Genomic DNA, 18,004 nt, shown 5'->3' on the forward strand with positions numbered 1-18,004 from the left:
GAATCATCAGGGATGTTACTCTTTGATTTCTAAAAAAGCCTTTTTTTGCTGGGTATTTGTTGCTGCTGCATATACGACCGTTCGTATTGCTTTTGCAACCCGTCCCTGCTTCCCAATCACTTTTCCCATATCCTTTTTATTGACGGAAAGCTGATAGGTGATTCGATTATCCTCTTCATGAACATTTACTTGAACATCTTCCGGATAGTCAACAAGGGGTTTTACAATTGCTTCGATAAGTTCCTTCATCATACAGAAGAATTACTTAGCGTTTTTGATATTATGGAATTTTTCCATAATACCTTGCTGTGAGAATAGGTTACGTACTGTATCAGATGGTTTTGCACCGTTTTGTAACCATTTTAATGCAAGTTCCTCGTCAATGTTAATCTGTGCCGGTTGAGTAACCGGATTGTAAGTTCCTACTGTTTCAATAGAACGTCCATCACGAGGAGAACGAGAATCTGCTACAACAATACGATAGAAAGGAGATTTTTTTGCTCCCATACGCTTTAAACGAATTTTTACTGCCATTTTAATAAGCACCTCCGAATAGTTTCACACAAGATAATATGTTATCAATTATTAAAAGCTTTGTAAAGTCTTTTTTCTTGTCAGTTAGTTAAAACTACCAACAAGAGCTTAAAACGGTTTAAACGGAAATTTAAAACCGCCCTTTTTCTTTCCTTTTTGCTGCATGCCTGCCATTTGCTTCATCATTTTTTTCATATCTTCAAACTGCTTAAGCAAGCGATTAACCTCTGGAACAGAAGTCCCGCTACCTTTGGCAATTCGCTTACGACGGCTGGCATTGATAATTTCAGGGTTCACTTTTTCCTGCTTTGTCATAGATTTAATGATTGCTTCTACATGGGCAATCTGTTTGTCATCTATTTGCAGGTTATTCAACCCTTTAATTTTGTTCGCTCCAGGCATCATCTTTAATAATTCATCTAATGGTCCCATATTGCGAACCTGACCAAGTTGATCAAGAAAATCATCAAAGGTAAACGATGCTGTCCGCATCTTTTGTTCCAATTCCTTCGCTTTTTCCTCGTCCACATTTGCCTGTGCTTTTTCAATGAGCGTCAGAACATCACCCATGCCAAGAATTCTCGAGGCCATTCTTTCAGGATGGAACGCTTCAATTGCGTCCATTTTTTCCCCAAGGCCGACAAATTTAATCGGTGTATTGGTAACAGAACGGATAGACAACGCTGCCCCGCCTCGAGTGTCACCATCCAATTTCGTCAAGACAACACCGGTTAAGCCTAGCTGCTCATTAAAACTAGAAGCTACATTTACAGCATCCTGACCGGTCATGGCATCAACAACAAGGAAGATTTCATCCGGTTTCGCCAGCTCTTTTATTTGTTTCAGCTCATCCATCAATGCCTCGTCCACGTGCAGACGGCCAGCGGTATCAATCAAAACATAGTCATGATGATCCTCTTTTGCCTTTTGAATCGCCTGCTTGGCAATGTCAACTGGACTTACTTGGTCCCCTAGTGAAAAAACCGGCATACTCAATTGTTTTCCGAGCGTTTCAAGCTGCTTAATGGCTGCCGGTCGGTAGATATCAGCGGCAACCAGCATGGGATTGCGGTTATACTTTTTACGAAGTAGGTTAGCTAATTTACCTGTTGTGGTTGTTTTACCAGCACCCTGTAGGCCGACCATCATAATGACTGTCGGCGGCCGGTTTGAAACAGCGATTTTACTCTGTTCCCCACCCATCAGTTCTGTTAGTTCTTCCTTTACGACCTTAATAACCTGTTGTCCAGGTGTTAAGCTCTTCATCACTTCCTGACCAACAGAACGTTCGCTAACCTTTTTGACAAAGTCCTTCACAACTTTAAAGTTAACATCGGCTTCTAATAGAGCCAGGCGTACTTCACGCATCATTTCTTTAACGTCTGATTCCGTGACCTTCCCTTTTCCACGAATCTTTTGAATCGTACTTTGCAGTCGGTCGGCTAAACCTTCAAATGCCATGTATGCCGCCTCCTAATCTAATTTCGCAAGCTCATTGACTAATTCAGATAATCTTTGTTGAGACAATGTTGCATCTTTCAGTCCCTCTTCCATTTCTTCAATTAACTTTGTTCGCTCTTGAAATTTTTTGAATAATAACAGCTTTTTTTCGTATTCTTCAAGCATTGTTTCCGTCCGTTTGATATTATCATAAACAGCTTGACGGCTAACATTATATTCTTCCGCAATCTCACCTAGGGAAAAATCATCTAAATAATAGAGAGCCATATAACTGCGTTGCTTCGGCGTTAACAACGATTGATAGAAATCATATAAGTAGTTCATTCTCGTTGTTTTCTCAAGCATCGCTATTCCCCCTATGTTAAGTGAAAAGCCTTTACAAAAGTTAGTCTACACACATCTGACCAAGATGTCAAGAAAATATCTTTACATCTTATAAAAAGCCTTTCACCACTTGTATTCTATTAATTTATTCCGCTTTTTCAACAAGGTCAGCAAACAAGCCATACACATATTGCTCAGCATTAAAGGATTGCAGGTCGTCCATTTTTTCACCTAGTCCAACAAATTTAACCGGTATATTAAGCTCGTTGCGAATCGCTAGTACGATACCACCTTTTGCTGTACCATCAAGCTTGGTTAAGACTATCCCTGATACGTCCGTGGCTTCCTTAAAGGTTTTAGCCTGAATCATTGCATTTTGACCTGTTGTGGCATCTAATACAAGCAGCACTTCATGTGGGGCACCCGGAATTTCCCTTTCAATGACCCGTTTCACCTTTTCTAGTTCCTTCATTAAATTAACTTTATTCTGCAAACGGCCTGCTGTGTCACATAATAGAATATCGGCATTCCGTGATTTCGCTGCCTGTATCGCATCGTACATAACAGCAGCGGGATCCGAACCGGCTGCCTGCTTAATCACTTCAACACCAACTCGTTCTCCCCATACCTCTAGCTGTTCAATTGCACCTGCTCTAAAGGTGTCTCCGGCTGCCATTAATACCTTTTTACCTTCTGATTTAAATTGATGACCTAGTTTACCAATTGTCGTTGTTTTACCAACACCATTCACACCAACGAACAGGATAACCGTTAGGCCGTTTTCCTGAATATTTAAGGAAGTGACAGAAGTATCACCTTTTTCATAAATCGCAATAAGCTTTTCAGAAATCACACTTTGAACTTCATTTGGATCCTGGATATTCTTCCTTTTTACTTCCATTTTCAATTCCTCAATCAGCGTCATCACTGTATCAAAACCGACATCGGCTTGAATAAGGATTTCTTCCAGCTCCTCAAAGAAATCCTCATCAACCTTTCGGTAGCGAGAGACAAGCTCGTTGACACGACCGGAAAAGCTATCACGAGTCTTCGTTAAGCCTTCTTTAAATTTTTCTGTAACACTGTCAGTCTGCTTCGTAATTTTTTCTTTTAATCTTTTGAAAAAACTCATAGAATCACTTCCTTTAAGATAATAATCATTCAATTCCTGCCTTAGAAGGAATCGGTCAATCTATTGTGCAGCGAATTCACCAGTCTCTTCAAGCCGAACGGATACCAGCTTGGATACCCCCGACTCTTGCATGGTTATTCCATATAAAACATCCGCTTCCTCCATCGTTCCTTTACGGTGAGTAATAACAATGAATTGAGATTCCTTACTGTATCGTTTTAAGTATTGACTAAAGCGGTAAACGTTTGCTTCATCAAGAGCAGCCTCTACTTCATCTAGTATACAGAAGGGTACCGGCCTGATTTTTAAAATAGAAAATAATAGGGCAATGGCCGTCAAAGCACGCTCACCACCTGAAAGCAAGCCAAGATTTTGCAGCTTTTTACCAGGAGGCTGGGCAACAATATCCACCCCTGTATTCAATAAATCCTCTGGATTTGTTAACCGGAGATCTGCTCTGCCACCACCAAACAATTCCTTAAATACTGATTCAAAGTGGAAACGAACCCCTTCAAACGTCTGCTCAAATCTTCTTTTCATCTCTTCATCCATCTCATCAATAACCTGAAACAATGTATTCTTTGCCTCATCGAGATCATTGCGCTGCTCGATTAGAAACTCATAGCGTTCTGACACTCTTTCATATTCTTCAATAGCACCTAGATTCACAGTTCCAAGCTCTTCTAGTGCTAATTTGATCAATTTCACCTTCGTACGAGCTTCCTCAATCGGAAGGGTCAGCGGGTATGCTTCCTTCGCTCCTTCAAAGGACAGCAGGTATTCTTCTCTTAAATGGGCCAGTTTATTTTCAAGCTCCACATCAAGTCGATTAAGCTGCACTTCCTCATCCTTCATAAATACAGTCACACCTCTGTGCTGACGTTTTAATTCTTTAATTTCTAAATCGAGGTCGTCTAGCACATTTTGCATGCTCAATCGTTCTTCCCGTCTTTTGGCAATCAGCTCGACTGTTTCATTTTTATCACGAAGCTTTTCAAGTGCAGCTTCCTTTAGCTTGCTTTCACCTGATGAACTCTCTGACATTTCCGAATCCAAGAGCTGTAAATCTTCCTGATAGAAGCGTAGCTTCTTTTCACTGTCCTCAAGTTCCATTGATGCCGCAGAAAACTTTTCTTTAGCATGGTTTACCTGTTCACTTTTAGCTGCGTAAACCGCTTTTAGCTCACTAATTTCTGAAAGCAGCGTATCTTTTGAGGTGGTTTGTGAATTCTTCTGTTCACTTAATTGGTTAATGTTTGTTTCAAGCTCTTGAATGTCTGTTTGCAGCTTTTCAAGTAAAGCCTTCAAGCTTTTCCTACGTGCGGTGATTCTTTCCTCTTCCGTCATAAATTCTTGTTTATTGAGGTCATAGAGGGAGAGACGTTCATTCATATTCTTTTCCTGGAGCTCCGCTTCCCTTAATTCCCCTTTTATCGCCTGCTCCTCAAGCCTTAGCGATTCACCCTGTTTCCGCAGCCCCTCGAGCTCGACCTCCTTATTGGCGACATCCTTTTTCAGTTTTTTGATTTTTACTTCCATGTGAGCCGTTTTCGTTTCCATATCAGCTAATTTTTCCTTCAATTCATCAAGCTCACTTTTCCGCGACAATAAGGAAGCAGAATTTTGTTTTAGAGCCCCACCAGTCATTGAACCACCGGCGTTCACGAGATCACCATCGAGTGTTACGAAGCGGCAACGGTATCCTAAGAGCTTGGCCATTTCATTAGCACCCTTTAAATCCTTCGTAATCACAACCATACCTAAAAGGTTTTTTATCACATCGGCATACATAGAATCATAGCTGATCAATTCTGCTGCAACACCAACAAAATCAGGATGGTTTGCCATTAAGCGCAATTGATTTTCTGCTAGTGCTTTGCCTTTGATGACAGTGAGGGGAAGAAAGGTTGCCCGACCAAATCGATTATTCTTTAAAAACTGAATAGCTTGTCTGCCAGCCTGCTCATCCTTGACAACAATATGCTGCATACTGGTACCTAGAGCCGTTTCAATGGCTACCTCATATTCCTTTGGTACCGAAATCAATTCAGCAACCGCACCTTCAATTCCCTGGAGATTCCCTTCCCGTGCCTTTAATACTTCCTTTACACCTTGAAAAAAGCCAGCAAAGCCTTCCTCCATTTCTTGAAGCATCTCTTTACGGGATTTCGTTTGCTGTAAATATTGATATGCCTGATACAGCATTTTCTCATTTTTTTCATAGGTGCTTTTTAACGATTCAAACTCTTTGTGTTGATTTCGATACAGATGGACTTGGGCTTCTATTTGTTGCTGAACAGCGCTGAGTGTTTGTTTAATGTGGACAATTTGCTTTTGTAGCGCTTCACGCTCGGTAATATATTTAGCATTATCGCCTTCCTGTCTCTTACTTCTTTCACTTACCTGCTTTAGCTGCTGTTCAATCAGATTCAATTCATTTTTTGTAGCTGCCTGAGTATTTAATATCTCAATATACTCACTTTTTCTATCATCGATTATCTGATCGATGTTTTCATTTAGAAGATTGATCTGCGTTTGTTTTTCTTTTAGCTGAGCCTTTATTAATGATGCTTCCTTTTCCAGCTGGATAGCGTGCTTTTCAAGCGTTGCTTTCTGACTAGTTAAGCTCAAGACTTTATTCGTTAATTCCGTTACATTATTCTCAAGCTGAGTCTTGTTTTGCGCAGCATTTTTCTTTCTTTCCTTTAAGACTTCCTTCCTGCCCTCGAGCTTTTCAAGCTCCTCACTTGCATGGAGCAATACGTTCTGTAATTGACTAATGGATTCGTCCATTGCAGCAATTTGATCTCTTAGTTCTTCAAGCTTTGCTTCTTTTCCCTGCAGGAGTGTAGAAAGCTTTATTTCATTTTGCTTGAACTCTTCTACCTTCTCTGACATCGACTTCCATTTCGCATACAGTTCTTCAATTTCAAATACCGTAACGGCAACTTCTACTTTTTCCAGCGCTTCTTTTTGCTCAAGATAATCCTTTGCCATCGAGCTTTGAATTTTTAGCGGTTCAATCTGACTTTCCAACTCATAAAGGATGTCGTTAACACGGTTAAGATTCTCTTCCGTTTCATGTAATTTTCCTTCAGCCTTCTTTTTTCGCGTTTTATATTTTAAAACACCGGCTGCTTCTTCAAAAATGGTTCTTCGATCCTCTGCTTTGCTGTTTAGAATTTCTTCTACTTTTCCTTGGCTAATAATCGAAAACGCTTCTCTGCCAAGTCCGGAATCCATAAAAAGATCGACGATATCCTTTAGGCGACACGCTTGTTTATTAATGAAGAACTCACTGTCACCAGAACGAAAAACGCGCCTGGTAACACTGACTTCGTTATAATCAACAGGCAGAAACTGGTCTTCGTTGTCTAAAGTTAATGTGACTTCTGCAAAGTTAAGAGGTTTACGCGAATCACTTCCAGCAAAAATAATGTCCTCCATTTTTGCGCCTCGTAGCGATTTAGCGGATTGTTCCCCTAAAACCCAGCGAATAGCATCGGTAATATTGCTCTTACCACTTCCATTAGGGCCAACAACGGCCGTAACACCTTGAACAAAATCCACTGCTATTCGCTCAGCAAACGATTTAAAGCCCACAATATCCAATCGTTTAAGAAACACTGTATTTCCTCCTTACTCTGGATGCGTTTCTGTTGAGTTTTCATGTAGATGTGCTTTGAGCTTTTCCAGAGCCATTTGGGCGGCATGCTGCTCGGCAGCTTTTTTCGAACGTCCCGCACCCGTGCCAATTTCTACTCCATTTAATAGAACAACAGAGACGAATTCACGGTTATGTGCCGGTCCTTTTTCAACGAGTATCTTATATTCAATCATACCTGTACTATCACGTTGAACTAGTTCCTGGAGCTGACTTTTAAAATCCATCACATGCGAAAAAGCACCCGCATTCACCTTTGGGTAAACATATTTATCGAGGAATGTAACAACCGTTTCCATGCCTTTATCTAAAAAGAGAGCACCTATAAACGCCTCAAATACATCAGCCAACAGAGCTGGTCTCTCACGGCCGCCGGTTAATTCCTCTCCCTTTCCAAGTAAAATGAATTTCCCAAACTGCAGCTCATTAGCAAACGCAACAAGTGATGGTTCACATACAATTGCAGCCCTTAATTTAGTCAGCTCCCCTTCACTCATCATGGGATATTTCAAAAACAAAAATTTGGAAACCGTTAGTTCCAAAACCGCATCACCTAAAAACTCTAGTCTTTCGTTGTCCTCGTAGGGCTTCCTCCTATGTTCATTCACATAGGATGAATGGGTAAATGCTTGCTTTAATAGCTTGGTGTTTGAAAATTGAACACCAATAGCTTCCTGTAACTCTTTAAATTGTCTTTCATTAGTGCGTATACTTTTTTTCTCTTTTCCATTTTTACGCATGTAAAATTCCACCTTAACTAGAAACTTAACTACCTATAAAAGTTTAATGAATAACGAACAAAAAGGCAAAGAAACTTTTAAAAAATCCTTAAACCATTGGAATAACAATTGTTCATAAAAGAAAGCCCCGTAAGAATACGGAGCTTTGTGTGAATCCAACGATTATTGTTTTGCTTGTATGTAATTCACAGCATCACCGACTGTTGCGATTTTTTCAGCATCATCGTCAGAAATTTCCATGTCAAACTCATCTTCAAGTTCCATAACAAGTTCCACTACATCAAGGGAATCTGCACCAAGATCATCTTTGAAAGAAGCCTCTAAAGTGACTTGAGATTCTTCTACACCTAAACGGTCTACAATGATCTTTGTTACACGTTCTAAAACCTCTGCCATTGGTTATTCACCTCCCCTCAGGTCATTATAGAGTATTTCATATGAATAATCTACCAAAAAATAATTACTCATTAACAAGCTCAAGGCGTGTTAAACACCGTATTTTCCCCTTAATATAGGGTTGTCTTACATGACCATACCGCCATCCACATGAATCGTTTGTCCTGTTATATAACGGCTATCATCCGATGCCAGGAAAACAACCGTATTCGCAATATCCTTTGGTTCACCGAACTGGGCTAAAGGAATCACTTTCAACATTTCCTGCTGGATATCCTCTGAAAGCTTGTCAGTCATTTCAGTGGTAATAAATCCAGGCGCAATAGCATTTACCGTTATCCCTCTCGAAGCAAGCTCTTTAGCAGTTGTTTTAGTTAAACCAATAACACCTGCTTTAGCAGCTACATAATTAGCCTGTCCAGGATTGCCCATCACTCCGACAATGGAAGAGATGTTAATTATGCGGCCGCTCCTTTGCTTCATCATCTGTCTTGTCACTGCTTTTGTGCAAAGGAACACGCCTTTAAGGTTGATATTCATGACATCATCCCATTCGTTTTCCTTCATTCTCATTAAGAGGTTATCCTTTGTAATTCCGGCATTATTCACAAGAATATCAATTTTTTCAAATCTATCAATCGTTTCTTTTATCATATTTGCCACAGAGTCACTATTTGAAACATCACATTGAATAGCAAAGGAGTCTTTTCCCATTGCTTGAATTTCATCAACAACCTCTCTGGCTTTTGCTTCACTGCCAGAGTAATTAACGGCAACATCCGTTCCTTGCCTTGCAAGCTCTAACGCAATTTCTCGTCCAATCCCACGAGAAGCTCCTGTAACTAATGCTTTTTTACCCGCTAACCTCATCTTGACCCCTCCTTCAACGCATCCATAACCTCTTGGCATGTTTTCACATCTGAAACTGCATAAGTGTTTACCGTCCGACTTACTTTTTTGACTAATCCTGATAACACTTTTCCGGGTCCAATTTCAATAAAAGTCGTGACCCCTAAATCAAGCATTCTCCGTACACTTTTTTCCCATTGAACCGGGGAATAGAGCTGCTCGATTAGTTTTTCTTTAATATCTGAAGCGTCGGTCATCTCTCGCGCAGATACATTAGCAATCACTGGAATCTTTGCATCCTTTATGTCCATTTCATCAAGTACAGCTTTAAGCTTCTCAGCCGCCGGCTTCATTAATGCCGAATGAAAAGGTCCGCTTACCTCAAGTGGCAGCACGCGTTTAGCTCCAACTTCTTTGGCTTTTGCCCCGGCAAGTTCAACCCCTTTTCTTGTCCCAGATATAACGATTTGACCCGGACAATTAATATTAGCTAATTGAACAAGATGACCGCTTTCGGTAATCTCATTAGTGACAGCTTCAAGCTTGTCACTATCTAGTCCTAATACGGCCGCCATGGTCCCTTCTCCATTCGGGACAGCGATTTCCATATATTCGCCTCTTTTATGAACCGCATATACACCCTCTTCAAAACTGAAGGCACCAGCAGCTACAAGGGCCGTGTATTCCCCAAGACTGTGCCCAGCAACATAATCGGGTATAATCCCAGATTGTCTGAAATATTCCATTACCGCTATGCTCGTTGTTAGTAAAGCAGGCTGTGCATTAAAAGTCAATGTCAGCTCGGACTGCGGACCTTCAAATATCAGCTTAGATAAAGAATAATCTAGTTTCTTATCTGCTTTCAGAAAAAAATCATTGGTAGGCCCATAAGCCTCTGCTAAAGACTTTCCCATGCCAACAGTTTGTGAGCCCTGACCAGGAAAGATAAATGCTATCTTGCTCATTATTTTCCTCCTAAGTAGTCTTATTAAAGGTCGCTTTCTCAACGGCTGCTTTGATCGTATCCGCAACCTGTCCCTCTACCATTTCACGAGTTTGCCTAACTGCATTGAATATCGCCGTTGCATCAGAAGAGCCATGCGCTTTGATAACAGGAGCTTTTAAGCCAAATAAGCCAGCACCCCCATACTCTGAGTAATCCATCTTCGATTTTAATTGATAGAGATTTGGCTTTAACACCGATGCAGCCAGCTTGCTCTTGAAGCTCGACATAAGGGAGCTTTTTAACATCTTCATTATCGACATCGCGGTGCCCTCAACGGTTTTTAACACCATATTCCCTGTAAATCCGTCTGTAACGGCAACATCACAGACACCCTCCATCAAATCGCGAGCTTCTATATTCCCAATAAAGTTTACATCGATGTTTTTCATTAATTCATATGTATGCTTAGTTAATTCGTTACCCTTTTTCTCTTCCGTTCCAATATTCAATAAACCAACGCGAGGATTAGAAATCCCTCTAACCTTTTGACTGTATATTGAACCCATTATGGCATACTGAAGAAGATGTTCAGGCTTAGCATCAGCATTTGCACCGACATCGAGAAGCACAAAGCCCTCTCCGCCAATCGTTGGCAGTGTGGGGGAAAGTGCCGGGCGTTCTATTCCTTCAATTCTTCCAACAATAAATAAACCCGCAGCCATCAAAGCACCTGTATTTCCAGCCGAAATACACGCATCTGCTCTACCCTCAGCTACTTCCTTGGCAGCCAGTACCATTGAGGCATCTTTCTTTCTTCTCACAGCCCGGACAGGCTCATCCTGACCAGTAATGACTTCTTCTGTATGAATAATGGAAATACGCTCATTTCCCTCTAAATATTCATTTATTTTCTTTTCATCCCCAACAAGGATGATTTGAACGTCAGTATAAGTTTCGACCGCTTTTACAGCTCCAAGGACAATCTCTCTTGGTGCATGATCTCCACCCATTGCATCAATAGCGATTTTCATGATGTCTGTCCACTACTCCTTCTATATCACTTCCACTTATGTTAGGAGCGATACATTTCAAATTCACCTTTGCAAACCAAATGATTATTGACGAAACTTTGTACTTCTACAATTGTCCTGCCCATTTCATTATCAATGTTACTAACCTTCGCCTTCGCAACCACCCGTTCGCCTTCTTTTACAGGTTGAATGAAATGGACATTTGCTTTGGCTGTTAACGCAAGCTCATCATTTATCACCGCAACAGCAAGTGAATTTGCCTGGGCAAATAAGTGATGGCCACGAGCAATATGATTGCGCTTGAATACATGCTCAGGCTTCACATCAAAGATTGAAATAGCTGTTTTATCTAATTCAATATCAATGATTTCCCCTATGACCTCATCGATAGGTAGGGAACGAACTTCATCTTCGAACTTTGTTGCAGCTACATGCTTGATTCGCTCTCTTAATTCCGGAATCGATAGTTCAAGCCGGTCTAAGCGAATGGTTTGTACGCTTACAGAAAATTTCTCCGCTAGTTCCTCATCGGTAATAAACGGATTTTCCTTAATTGTTTCCTGTAAGCTTTTTTGTCTATCCCGCTTATTTCTTTTCATTTTATGACACCGTCCACGATACTAAGACTAGGTACTAAAAGTAGTATATAATTTAAAAAAACAGATTGCAAGAATAAAAGTAAATGAAAACCGAAATGGATTTAAAGATAGCCGAAAATAAAATAACACTCAACTTAAAATAAAAGTTGAGTGGATACATGCTAATCAATCTAATTTTTCCCCATCAAACACACCTGTTTCTTCGAGATAGCTTCGCAGCAGCTGATATTCATCCGCATTCCAAAAGTACGAGGACTCTACTAGTATAGCCGCATCCTGTCTGGCCGTTTCAAGTGCTCGAAAGTCATGAACCATATCGGCCACCTTAAACTCCGGCAACCCGCTTTGTTTTTTTCCAAAAAAGTCACCAGGCCCACGCAATTCAAGGTCCTTTTCACTTAATACAAAGCCATCATTCGTTTCAGTCATGATTTTCATTCTTTCTTTACCAGTCTCTGATTTGGGATCTGCTAACAAAATACAATAGGATTGTTCACTTCCTCGTCCAACCCTTCCCCTTAACTGATGAAGCTGGGAAAGACCAAAACGCTCTGCATCATAAATGACCATTAGAGTGGCATTGGGAACATTCACACCTACCTCTACCACCGTTGTAGAAACCAGTACCTGCAGTTTATTTTCACCAAATTCTTTCATCACAATATCCTTTTCATCTGCCGGCAGCCGGCCATGCATCAGACCAATTTGATAGCGGTTTTGAAAAAAATGAACAAGCGTACCATGTACATCGATGGCATTTTGAACATCTAGCTTATCGGATTCTTCTATTAATGGACAAATGACATAGACTTGCCGTCCCTTTAGTAACTCTTTATTCATAAAACTAAGGACTCTATCCATCATTTCAGGCTTTACCCAATAGGTCTCAATGCTCTTTCTTCCTGCGGGCATTTCATCAATAATCGATACATCCATTTCCCCAAATACCGTAATCGCCAACGTACGCGGGATAGGTGTTGCTGTCATGAATAATACATCCGGATTTACGCCTTTTTCCCTCAGGATACGACGCTGCTCGACCCCAAAACGATGCTGTTCATCTGTGATAACAAGTCCTAGCTTGTTGAATTCCACTTCCTCTTGGATTAAAGCGTGAGTGCCAATTAAAATATCAATATCTCCTGTTTTTAATTTTACAAGTAATTCTTTGCGACGCTTACCCTTCACAGAGCTGGTTAACAGCTCACACGATATCCCAACAGGTTCAAGCAACTCTTTCAATGATTCAGCATGCTGCTCAGCAAGGATTTCCGTTGGCACCATCAGTGCACCTTGAAATCCAGCTGAAACGCTAGCAAATAAAGAAATCGCTGCTACAACCGTCTTCCCTGAACCGACATCTCCTTGCAGTAGACGGTTCATGCGATAAATTGATTTCATATCTGCCAAGATTTCCTTTATCACTCTGCTTTGAGCATTGGTCAACGGAAACGGTAGCTGCTGAATAAAAGCAGCTGTTTTTTCTTCATCATATTCTTGAGATGTCCCTTTTGATTGCTCACGCTCAATTTTTCGAAGGGTCTGCATTTTCAATTGAAATAAAAGAAATTCCTCGTAAACAAATCTTCTCCGTGCTTGTTTTAGATTTCCTTGTTCAAGAGGATAGTGAAGAGCCTTTATAGCATCTCTTCGATTGATTAATTTATATTTTTTCCGGAGAGGCTCTGGTAAGGTTTCCTCAACCCATTGACCATATTGGGAAAAGGCCAATTGTATACAGCGCCTAATCCCCTTTAGCGTCATATCGCCCTTTAAAGCGTACACAGGTTCAAAATCCTTTTTGGTATCGGGCGAACCAACCTTTAGCTCGCTTGCCGTAATCATTTGTCTATGCCCGTCCCATTTTCCTGAAACAGTAATTTGATCGTTTATCGCTAGCTTTTTCTTCAAGTACGGTTGATTAAATAATACAACCTGAATTAAATATCGATCCACCAGAAGACGAATGGTTAAACGGGATCGTTTTCGTCCATAATAGGTAAGAGAAGGCTCGCTGTGAACCTTCCCTTCTACTGTTATTTTCTCATCATGCTTTACTTCCGCTAAATCACGCAGACGATAGTCTTCATAACGATACGGAAAATATTCTAATAAGTCTTTAATATTATATATTTTCATATCAGCTAATGCTGTAGCTGTTTCTTCTCCTATGCCTTTGATGGCAGTTACAGATTGCATTAATGGATTTGTCACTTATTGTATCGGCTTACCAAAGATCTTTGCTTCAAGCATACGACCAGTTGGTGTAGCCGCCAACCCTCCCTGTCCTGTTTCTTTAAGTGCAGTCGGCATCGATTGCCCGATTTTATACATCGCAGCAATCACTTCATCGCACGGAATTCTGCTCGAGATTCCGGCAAGTGCCATATCTGCTGCCACTATGGCATTGGCTGCTCCCATTGCATTTCTTTTTACACACGGGACTTCCACTAAACCTGCCACAGGGTCACATACTAATCCTAACATATTTTTTAGCGTTATCGCCATGGCTTCTGCACATTGATTCGGAGTTCCACCACGCAGTTCTACAATAGCCGCAGCAGCCATGCCTGCCGCCGAGCCAACCTCAGCCTGACAGCCGCCCGCAGCCCCTGAAATTGACGCATTATTGGCTACAATAAAGCCGAATGCACCAGCTGTAAATAGATAGGCAAGCATTTGTTCACGGGATGGGTTCAGCTTTGATTTCAGAGCAAATAAAGTGCCAGGCACAACACCTGCAGAACCTGCTGTCGGCGTGGCACAGATGATACCCATTGCAGCATTTACTTCATTGGTTGCCATCGCTTTACTCACGGCATCCAAAATAATGTCCCCTGATAAGAACTGTCCCTTCTCAAGATACTTTTGCATGCGGAGGGCATCTCCACCCGTTAGTCCAGAATGAGATTGTACGCCGTTAACCCCACAGTCCACCGCTTTTTCCATCACGATTAAATTTTGTTCCATTATTGCAAGGATTTCTTTCCTTGAACGCCCGGTAACTTCTTTTTCCCTTTGTATCATGATATCTGAAATTTTCTCACTTTGCTGGTTTGCTAGTTGAACTAACTCTGCAACTGTACGAAACATACTTGCCCCTTCCTTCATCGTTACTTTCTTTTCAACCTTTATGAACTAGTGGAAGGTATCATGCAACCATTAATCTACAATCCTTGTAACGCTTATTATATTCTCTAGCTTCTCTAATTCCCGCAAAATAAAAGTATCCAGATTCTGGTCTACTTCGATGGTCATAAGTGCCTTTTTACCAATTTCTTTTCTGGCAACCTCCATGTGCCCAATATTGATTCTATACTTAGCTAGCACATTCGATACACTTGCAATGGTTCCAAATTTATCCTGATGAAATATGAGAATCGCAGGATGATTACCTGAAAGCCTTAAAACGAAACCATCTAATTCAATCACTTCAATTTTCCCGCCGCCAATAGAAACACCGACAAGCTCTAACTCACCATTTTCATCCCCTATCATGACACGAGCAGTATTGGGATGCTCCCAAACAGCATCCTCTATCAAAAATTGAAGCCTGATTCCTTTTTGCTTCGCAAGACTAATGGAATCAATAATCCGTTTATCGAACGTATCAAAATCAAGGATGCCTCCCACAATCGCAACATCCGTTCCATGTCCCCGATACGTTTGAGCAAACGAACCATAAAAATAAATCTTCGCCCATTTCGGCTCCCTTCCAAATAAGCTACGTGCCACTCGGCCAATTCTAGCCGCACCAGCAGTATGGGAGCTAGATGGTCCAATCATAATAGGACCAATGATGTCAAATACACTTTTGAACTTCACCATACAACCTCCAGGTCTCGAGAATCATAAAGAGACAAACAAAAAATGGGTCTGAGCCTTCTTGATAGTTTATAGCAACAAATCATGTATTGTTACTATAAAAACCAAGAGGATCAAAACCCATTCACAAAGGTCTTACCACGATGGCAAATTATTCAACTGCAATAATAAATGGATATAACGGCTGCTGACCGTTATGCACTTCTACTTCAACCTCTTCAAAGCGCTCCTCAATAAATGAAACAAGGGCTGCAACCTCTTCTTCAGATGCATCGATTCCTTTTAATACCGTGACAATTTCCGAGTCATCATCGACCATTTGCTCAACTAGTTGATTAGCCGTGACTCGCTTATCTTTATTTTTTACGACAATTTTACCGTCTAAAATCCCCATAAAATCATCTTTTTCTATTTCAAGCCCATCGATCGTTGTGTCTCGAACAGCAAAGGTAATTTGACCTGTTTTGACATGCTCTAACGCCTCAGACATATGCTTTTTATTACCAGCTAAATCAGCATTCGGATTAAAGGCCAGCAATGCCGATAATCCCTGCGGTACCGTTTTAGACGGAATCACAAGTACCTCTTCATCACTTACCTCAGCTGCCTGTTCAGCAGCCATGATAATGTTTTTATTATTCGGCAGAATAATAACTTTATGTGCATGCACTTCTTTAATGGCTTTCACAATGTCTTCCGTACTTGGATTCATTGTTTGTCCACCTTCAATCACTGCATGGGCACCAATACTTTTAAATAAATCAGCCACACCGCTTCCCATTGAAACCGCTACAATTCCAAATGGCTGCTTTTCTTTGTTCGCGACGGATGTGGTTTCTTTTACTGCTTCGTGCGTTTCACCCACAATATTGGTATGCTGCTGACGCATATTTTCAATCTTCATATTGATGAGGCTTCCATAGCGTTGACCATAATTTAACACATTGCCTGGTTCCTCCGAATGGATATGCACCTTCACAACCTCATCGTCAGAGATAACTAGTAAGGAATCTCCCAGTTTACTTAAATCCTGGCGGAAGTTTTCTTCGGAGAAAGAATTTTTGTCAAGCTTTTTATCCTCAAGCTTTACCATAAATTCAGTACAATAGCCAAATACGATATCCGCTGTATTTATATGTCCTTGAACACTTTTATGATGCTCAGCGCTTACAAGTTCTTCCATTGAAGGTAAGCTTACAGGTGAATCCGGCAGCTGCTCTCCTTTGAGCTCTGCTTGAAAACCTTCATAAACAAAAACAAGTCCTTGACCCCCACTGTCTACTACTCCTACTTCTTTTAGTACAGGCAACAGGTCTGGTGTGCGGTTTAAGGAAGCTTTCGCTTCCTTGACAACCTCATCCATTATATAAATAAGATCATCACTTTTCTTGGCCGCCTGCACCGCCATTTTGGCGGCATCCTTTGCAACCGTAAGAATAGTTCCTTCAACAGGCTTCATAACGGCTTTATAGGCTGTTTCTACACCAGACTCGAACGCTCTGGCAAATTCTGTTCCGTTAATCACTGCTTTTTGTTCAATTGCCTTAGAAAAACCACGGAACAATTGGGAAAGGATGACCCCTGAATTACCACGGGCACCCATTAGTAATCCCTTTGAAAGGGCTATCCCCACTTTTCCAATATGGTCTTGTTTATTCTGTTTAACCTCTTTGGCACCTGAGGTCATTGATAAATTCATATTTGTTCCAGTATCACCATCTGGAACAGGGAATACGTTTAATGCATCAACATAATTGGCATTAGCAGCTAAATGATTAGCTCCCTTTATGACCATCTCTGCAAAACGTTTTCCGTCCAAAACTGTAATTGACACAATTCTTCCTCCCTCACTACGGATTCGTTACACGAACACCCTGAACGTATATATTTACTGTGTCAACGGCAAGTCCAACTGTTTTATCCAATGTATATTTCACTTTTGATTGTACATTGTGGGCAATCTCAGAAATTTTTGTTCCGTAGCTAACAATGATATACATATCGATATGTACTTTTTCTTCCTCTTGACGCACGATAACGCCGCGGGTAAAGTTTTCTTTTCGTAAAATATCTGTTAAACCATCTTTGATTTGATTTTTTGATGCCATTCCGACAATTCCGTAACAATCTACTGCCGCACCGCCAGCAATGGTGGCAATCACTTCATTTGATATATCTATTTGTCCGTAAGTAGTTTTTAATTCGATGGACATGAGTTTTCCCCCTTTTGGAAATTGCTCCTTGACTAATGACATTTTACTATAAGCTTTCCAATTTTAAAAGGCATACTTATTATGCGTCAATTTTCGCTAAATTATCTTAAAACCTTTAGTGTTGTCTATATATGAGTTTTAGCCTGCATATTTTTGCTTGTCGCGGCTGGGCGAGCGCCCTCCGCATCCAAGATTGTCGAGCTGCGGGCGCTAGCCGCTCGAGGTCTTAAGCCATGTCGATGATGAGGTTAAAGGGCGAACCTCATCCCCGACATGGCTTAAGCTTGTCG

General features: G+C 40.9%; 17 protein-coding genes. All 17 read right to left on the reverse strand.

The window, feature by feature from the left end:
- Positions 1-15 precede the first annotated feature (15 nt).
- The 17 genes from BQ5321_RS15615 to BQ5321_RS15695 all read right to left on the reverse strand — a co-directional run bounded on the left by BQ5321_RS15615 (position 16) and on the right by BQ5321_RS15695 (position 17,714).
- Positions 16-249 (reverse strand): KH domain-containing protein, encoded by a 234-nt coding sequence (locus BQ5321_RS15615; protein WP_071396941.1) that lies wholly within the window; start codon positions 247-249, stop codon positions 16-18.
- A gap of 12 nt (positions 250-261) precedes the next feature.
- Positions 262-534, reverse strand: a complete 273-nt coding sequence (gene rpsP, locus BQ5321_RS15620; RefSeq protein ID WP_071395362.1) for a 30S ribosomal protein S16 — start codon at positions 532-534, stop codon at positions 262-264.
- Positions 535-642: 108 nt separating this feature from the next.
- Positions 643-1,995 (reverse strand): signal recognition particle protein, encoded by a 1,353-nt coding sequence (gene ffh / locus BQ5321_RS15625; RefSeq protein ID WP_071395363.1) that lies wholly within the window; start codon positions 1,993-1,995, stop codon positions 643-645.
- Between the two features lie 12 nt (positions 1,996-2,007).
- Positions 2,008-2,340: a putative DNA-binding protein gene (locus BQ5321_RS15630; RefSeq protein ID WP_071395364.1), complete on the reverse strand. Its 333-nt coding sequence runs from the start codon at positions 2,338-2,340 to the stop codon at positions 2,008-2,010.
- Between the two features lie 124 nt (positions 2,341-2,464).
- Entirely contained in the window at positions 2,465-3,451 is a 987-nt protein-coding gene (ftsY, locus tag BQ5321_RS15635) for a signal recognition particle-docking protein FtsY (RefSeq protein WP_071395365.1), read from the reverse strand.
- A 60-nt stretch (positions 3,452-3,511) separates the two neighbouring features.
- On the reverse strand, positions 3,512-7,078 hold the full coding sequence (gene smc / locus BQ5321_RS15640; protein WP_071395366.1) for a chromosome segregation protein SMC: 3,567 nt from the start codon (positions 7,076-7,078) through the stop codon (positions 3,512-3,514).
- 12 nt (positions 7,079-7,090) lie between these two features.
- Positions 7,091-7,855, reverse strand: a complete 765-nt coding sequence (gene rnc / locus BQ5321_RS15645) for a ribonuclease III (RefSeq protein ID WP_071395367.1) — start codon at positions 7,853-7,855, stop codon at positions 7,091-7,093.
- Between the two features lie 162 nt (positions 7,856-8,017).
- Positions 8,018-8,251, reverse strand: a complete 234-nt coding sequence (locus tag BQ5321_RS15650) for an acyl carrier protein (RefSeq protein WP_071395368.1) — start codon at positions 8,249-8,251, stop codon at positions 8,018-8,020.
- 126 nt (positions 8,252-8,377) lie between these two features.
- Positions 8,378-9,121: a 3-oxoacyl-[acyl-carrier-protein] reductase gene (gene fabG / locus BQ5321_RS15655; RefSeq protein WP_071395369.1), complete on the reverse strand. Its 744-nt coding sequence runs from the start codon at positions 9,119-9,121 to the stop codon at positions 8,378-8,380.
- Positions 9,118-10,065, reverse strand: a complete 948-nt coding sequence (gene fabD / locus BQ5321_RS15660) for an ACP S-malonyltransferase (RefSeq protein WP_071395370.1) — start codon at positions 10,063-10,065, stop codon at positions 9,118-9,120. Before fabD ends, fabG begins: the two co-directional genes overlap by 4 nt.
- A gap of 10 nt (positions 10,066-10,075) precedes the next feature.
- On the reverse strand, positions 10,076-11,077 hold the full coding sequence (gene plsX, locus BQ5321_RS15665) for a phosphate acyltransferase PlsX (protein WP_071395371.1): 1,002 nt from the start codon (positions 11,075-11,077) through the stop codon (positions 10,076-10,078).
- Between the two features lie 41 nt (positions 11,078-11,118).
- Positions 11,119-11,676, reverse strand: coding sequence for a transcription factor FapR (gene fapR / locus BQ5321_RS15670; protein WP_071395372.1), 558 nt, complete (start codon positions 11,674-11,676; stop codon positions 11,119-11,121).
- Between the two features lie 165 nt (positions 11,677-11,841).
- Entirely contained in the window at positions 11,842-13,875 is a 2,034-nt protein-coding gene (recG, locus tag BQ5321_RS15675) for an ATP-dependent DNA helicase RecG (protein ID WP_084786832.1), read from the reverse strand.
- Positions 13,876-13,890: 15 nt separating this feature from the next.
- Positions 13,891-14,769, reverse strand: a complete 879-nt coding sequence (gene sdaAA / locus BQ5321_RS15680) for an L-serine ammonia-lyase, iron-sulfur-dependent, subunit alpha (RefSeq protein WP_071395374.1) — start codon at positions 14,767-14,769, stop codon at positions 13,891-13,893.
- Positions 14,770-14,838: 69 nt separating this feature from the next.
- Entirely contained in the window at positions 14,839-15,501 is a 663-nt protein-coding gene (gene sdaAB / locus BQ5321_RS15685; RefSeq protein ID WP_071396942.1) for an L-serine ammonia-lyase, iron-sulfur-dependent subunit beta, read from the reverse strand.
- A gap of 151 nt (positions 15,502-15,652) precedes the next feature.
- Positions 15,653-17,335, reverse strand: coding sequence for a DAK2 domain-containing protein (locus BQ5321_RS15690; protein WP_071395375.1), 1,683 nt, complete (start codon positions 17,333-17,335; stop codon positions 15,653-15,655).
- Between the two features lie 16 nt (positions 17,336-17,351).
- Positions 17,352-17,714 carry an Asp23/Gls24 family envelope stress response protein gene (locus BQ5321_RS15695; RefSeq protein WP_071395376.1) on the reverse strand — a complete coding sequence of 121 codons (363 nt, stop codon included), beginning with the start codon at positions 17,712-17,714 and terminating at the stop codon, positions 17,352-17,354.
- Positions 17,715-18,004 lie beyond the last annotated feature (290 nt).

This window comes from Bacillus tuaregi (assembly GCF_900104575.1).
In the GTDB taxonomy this organism is placed as follows: domain Bacteria; phylum Bacillota; class Bacilli; order Bacillales; family Cytobacillaceae; genus Bacillus_BD; species Bacillus_BD tuaregi.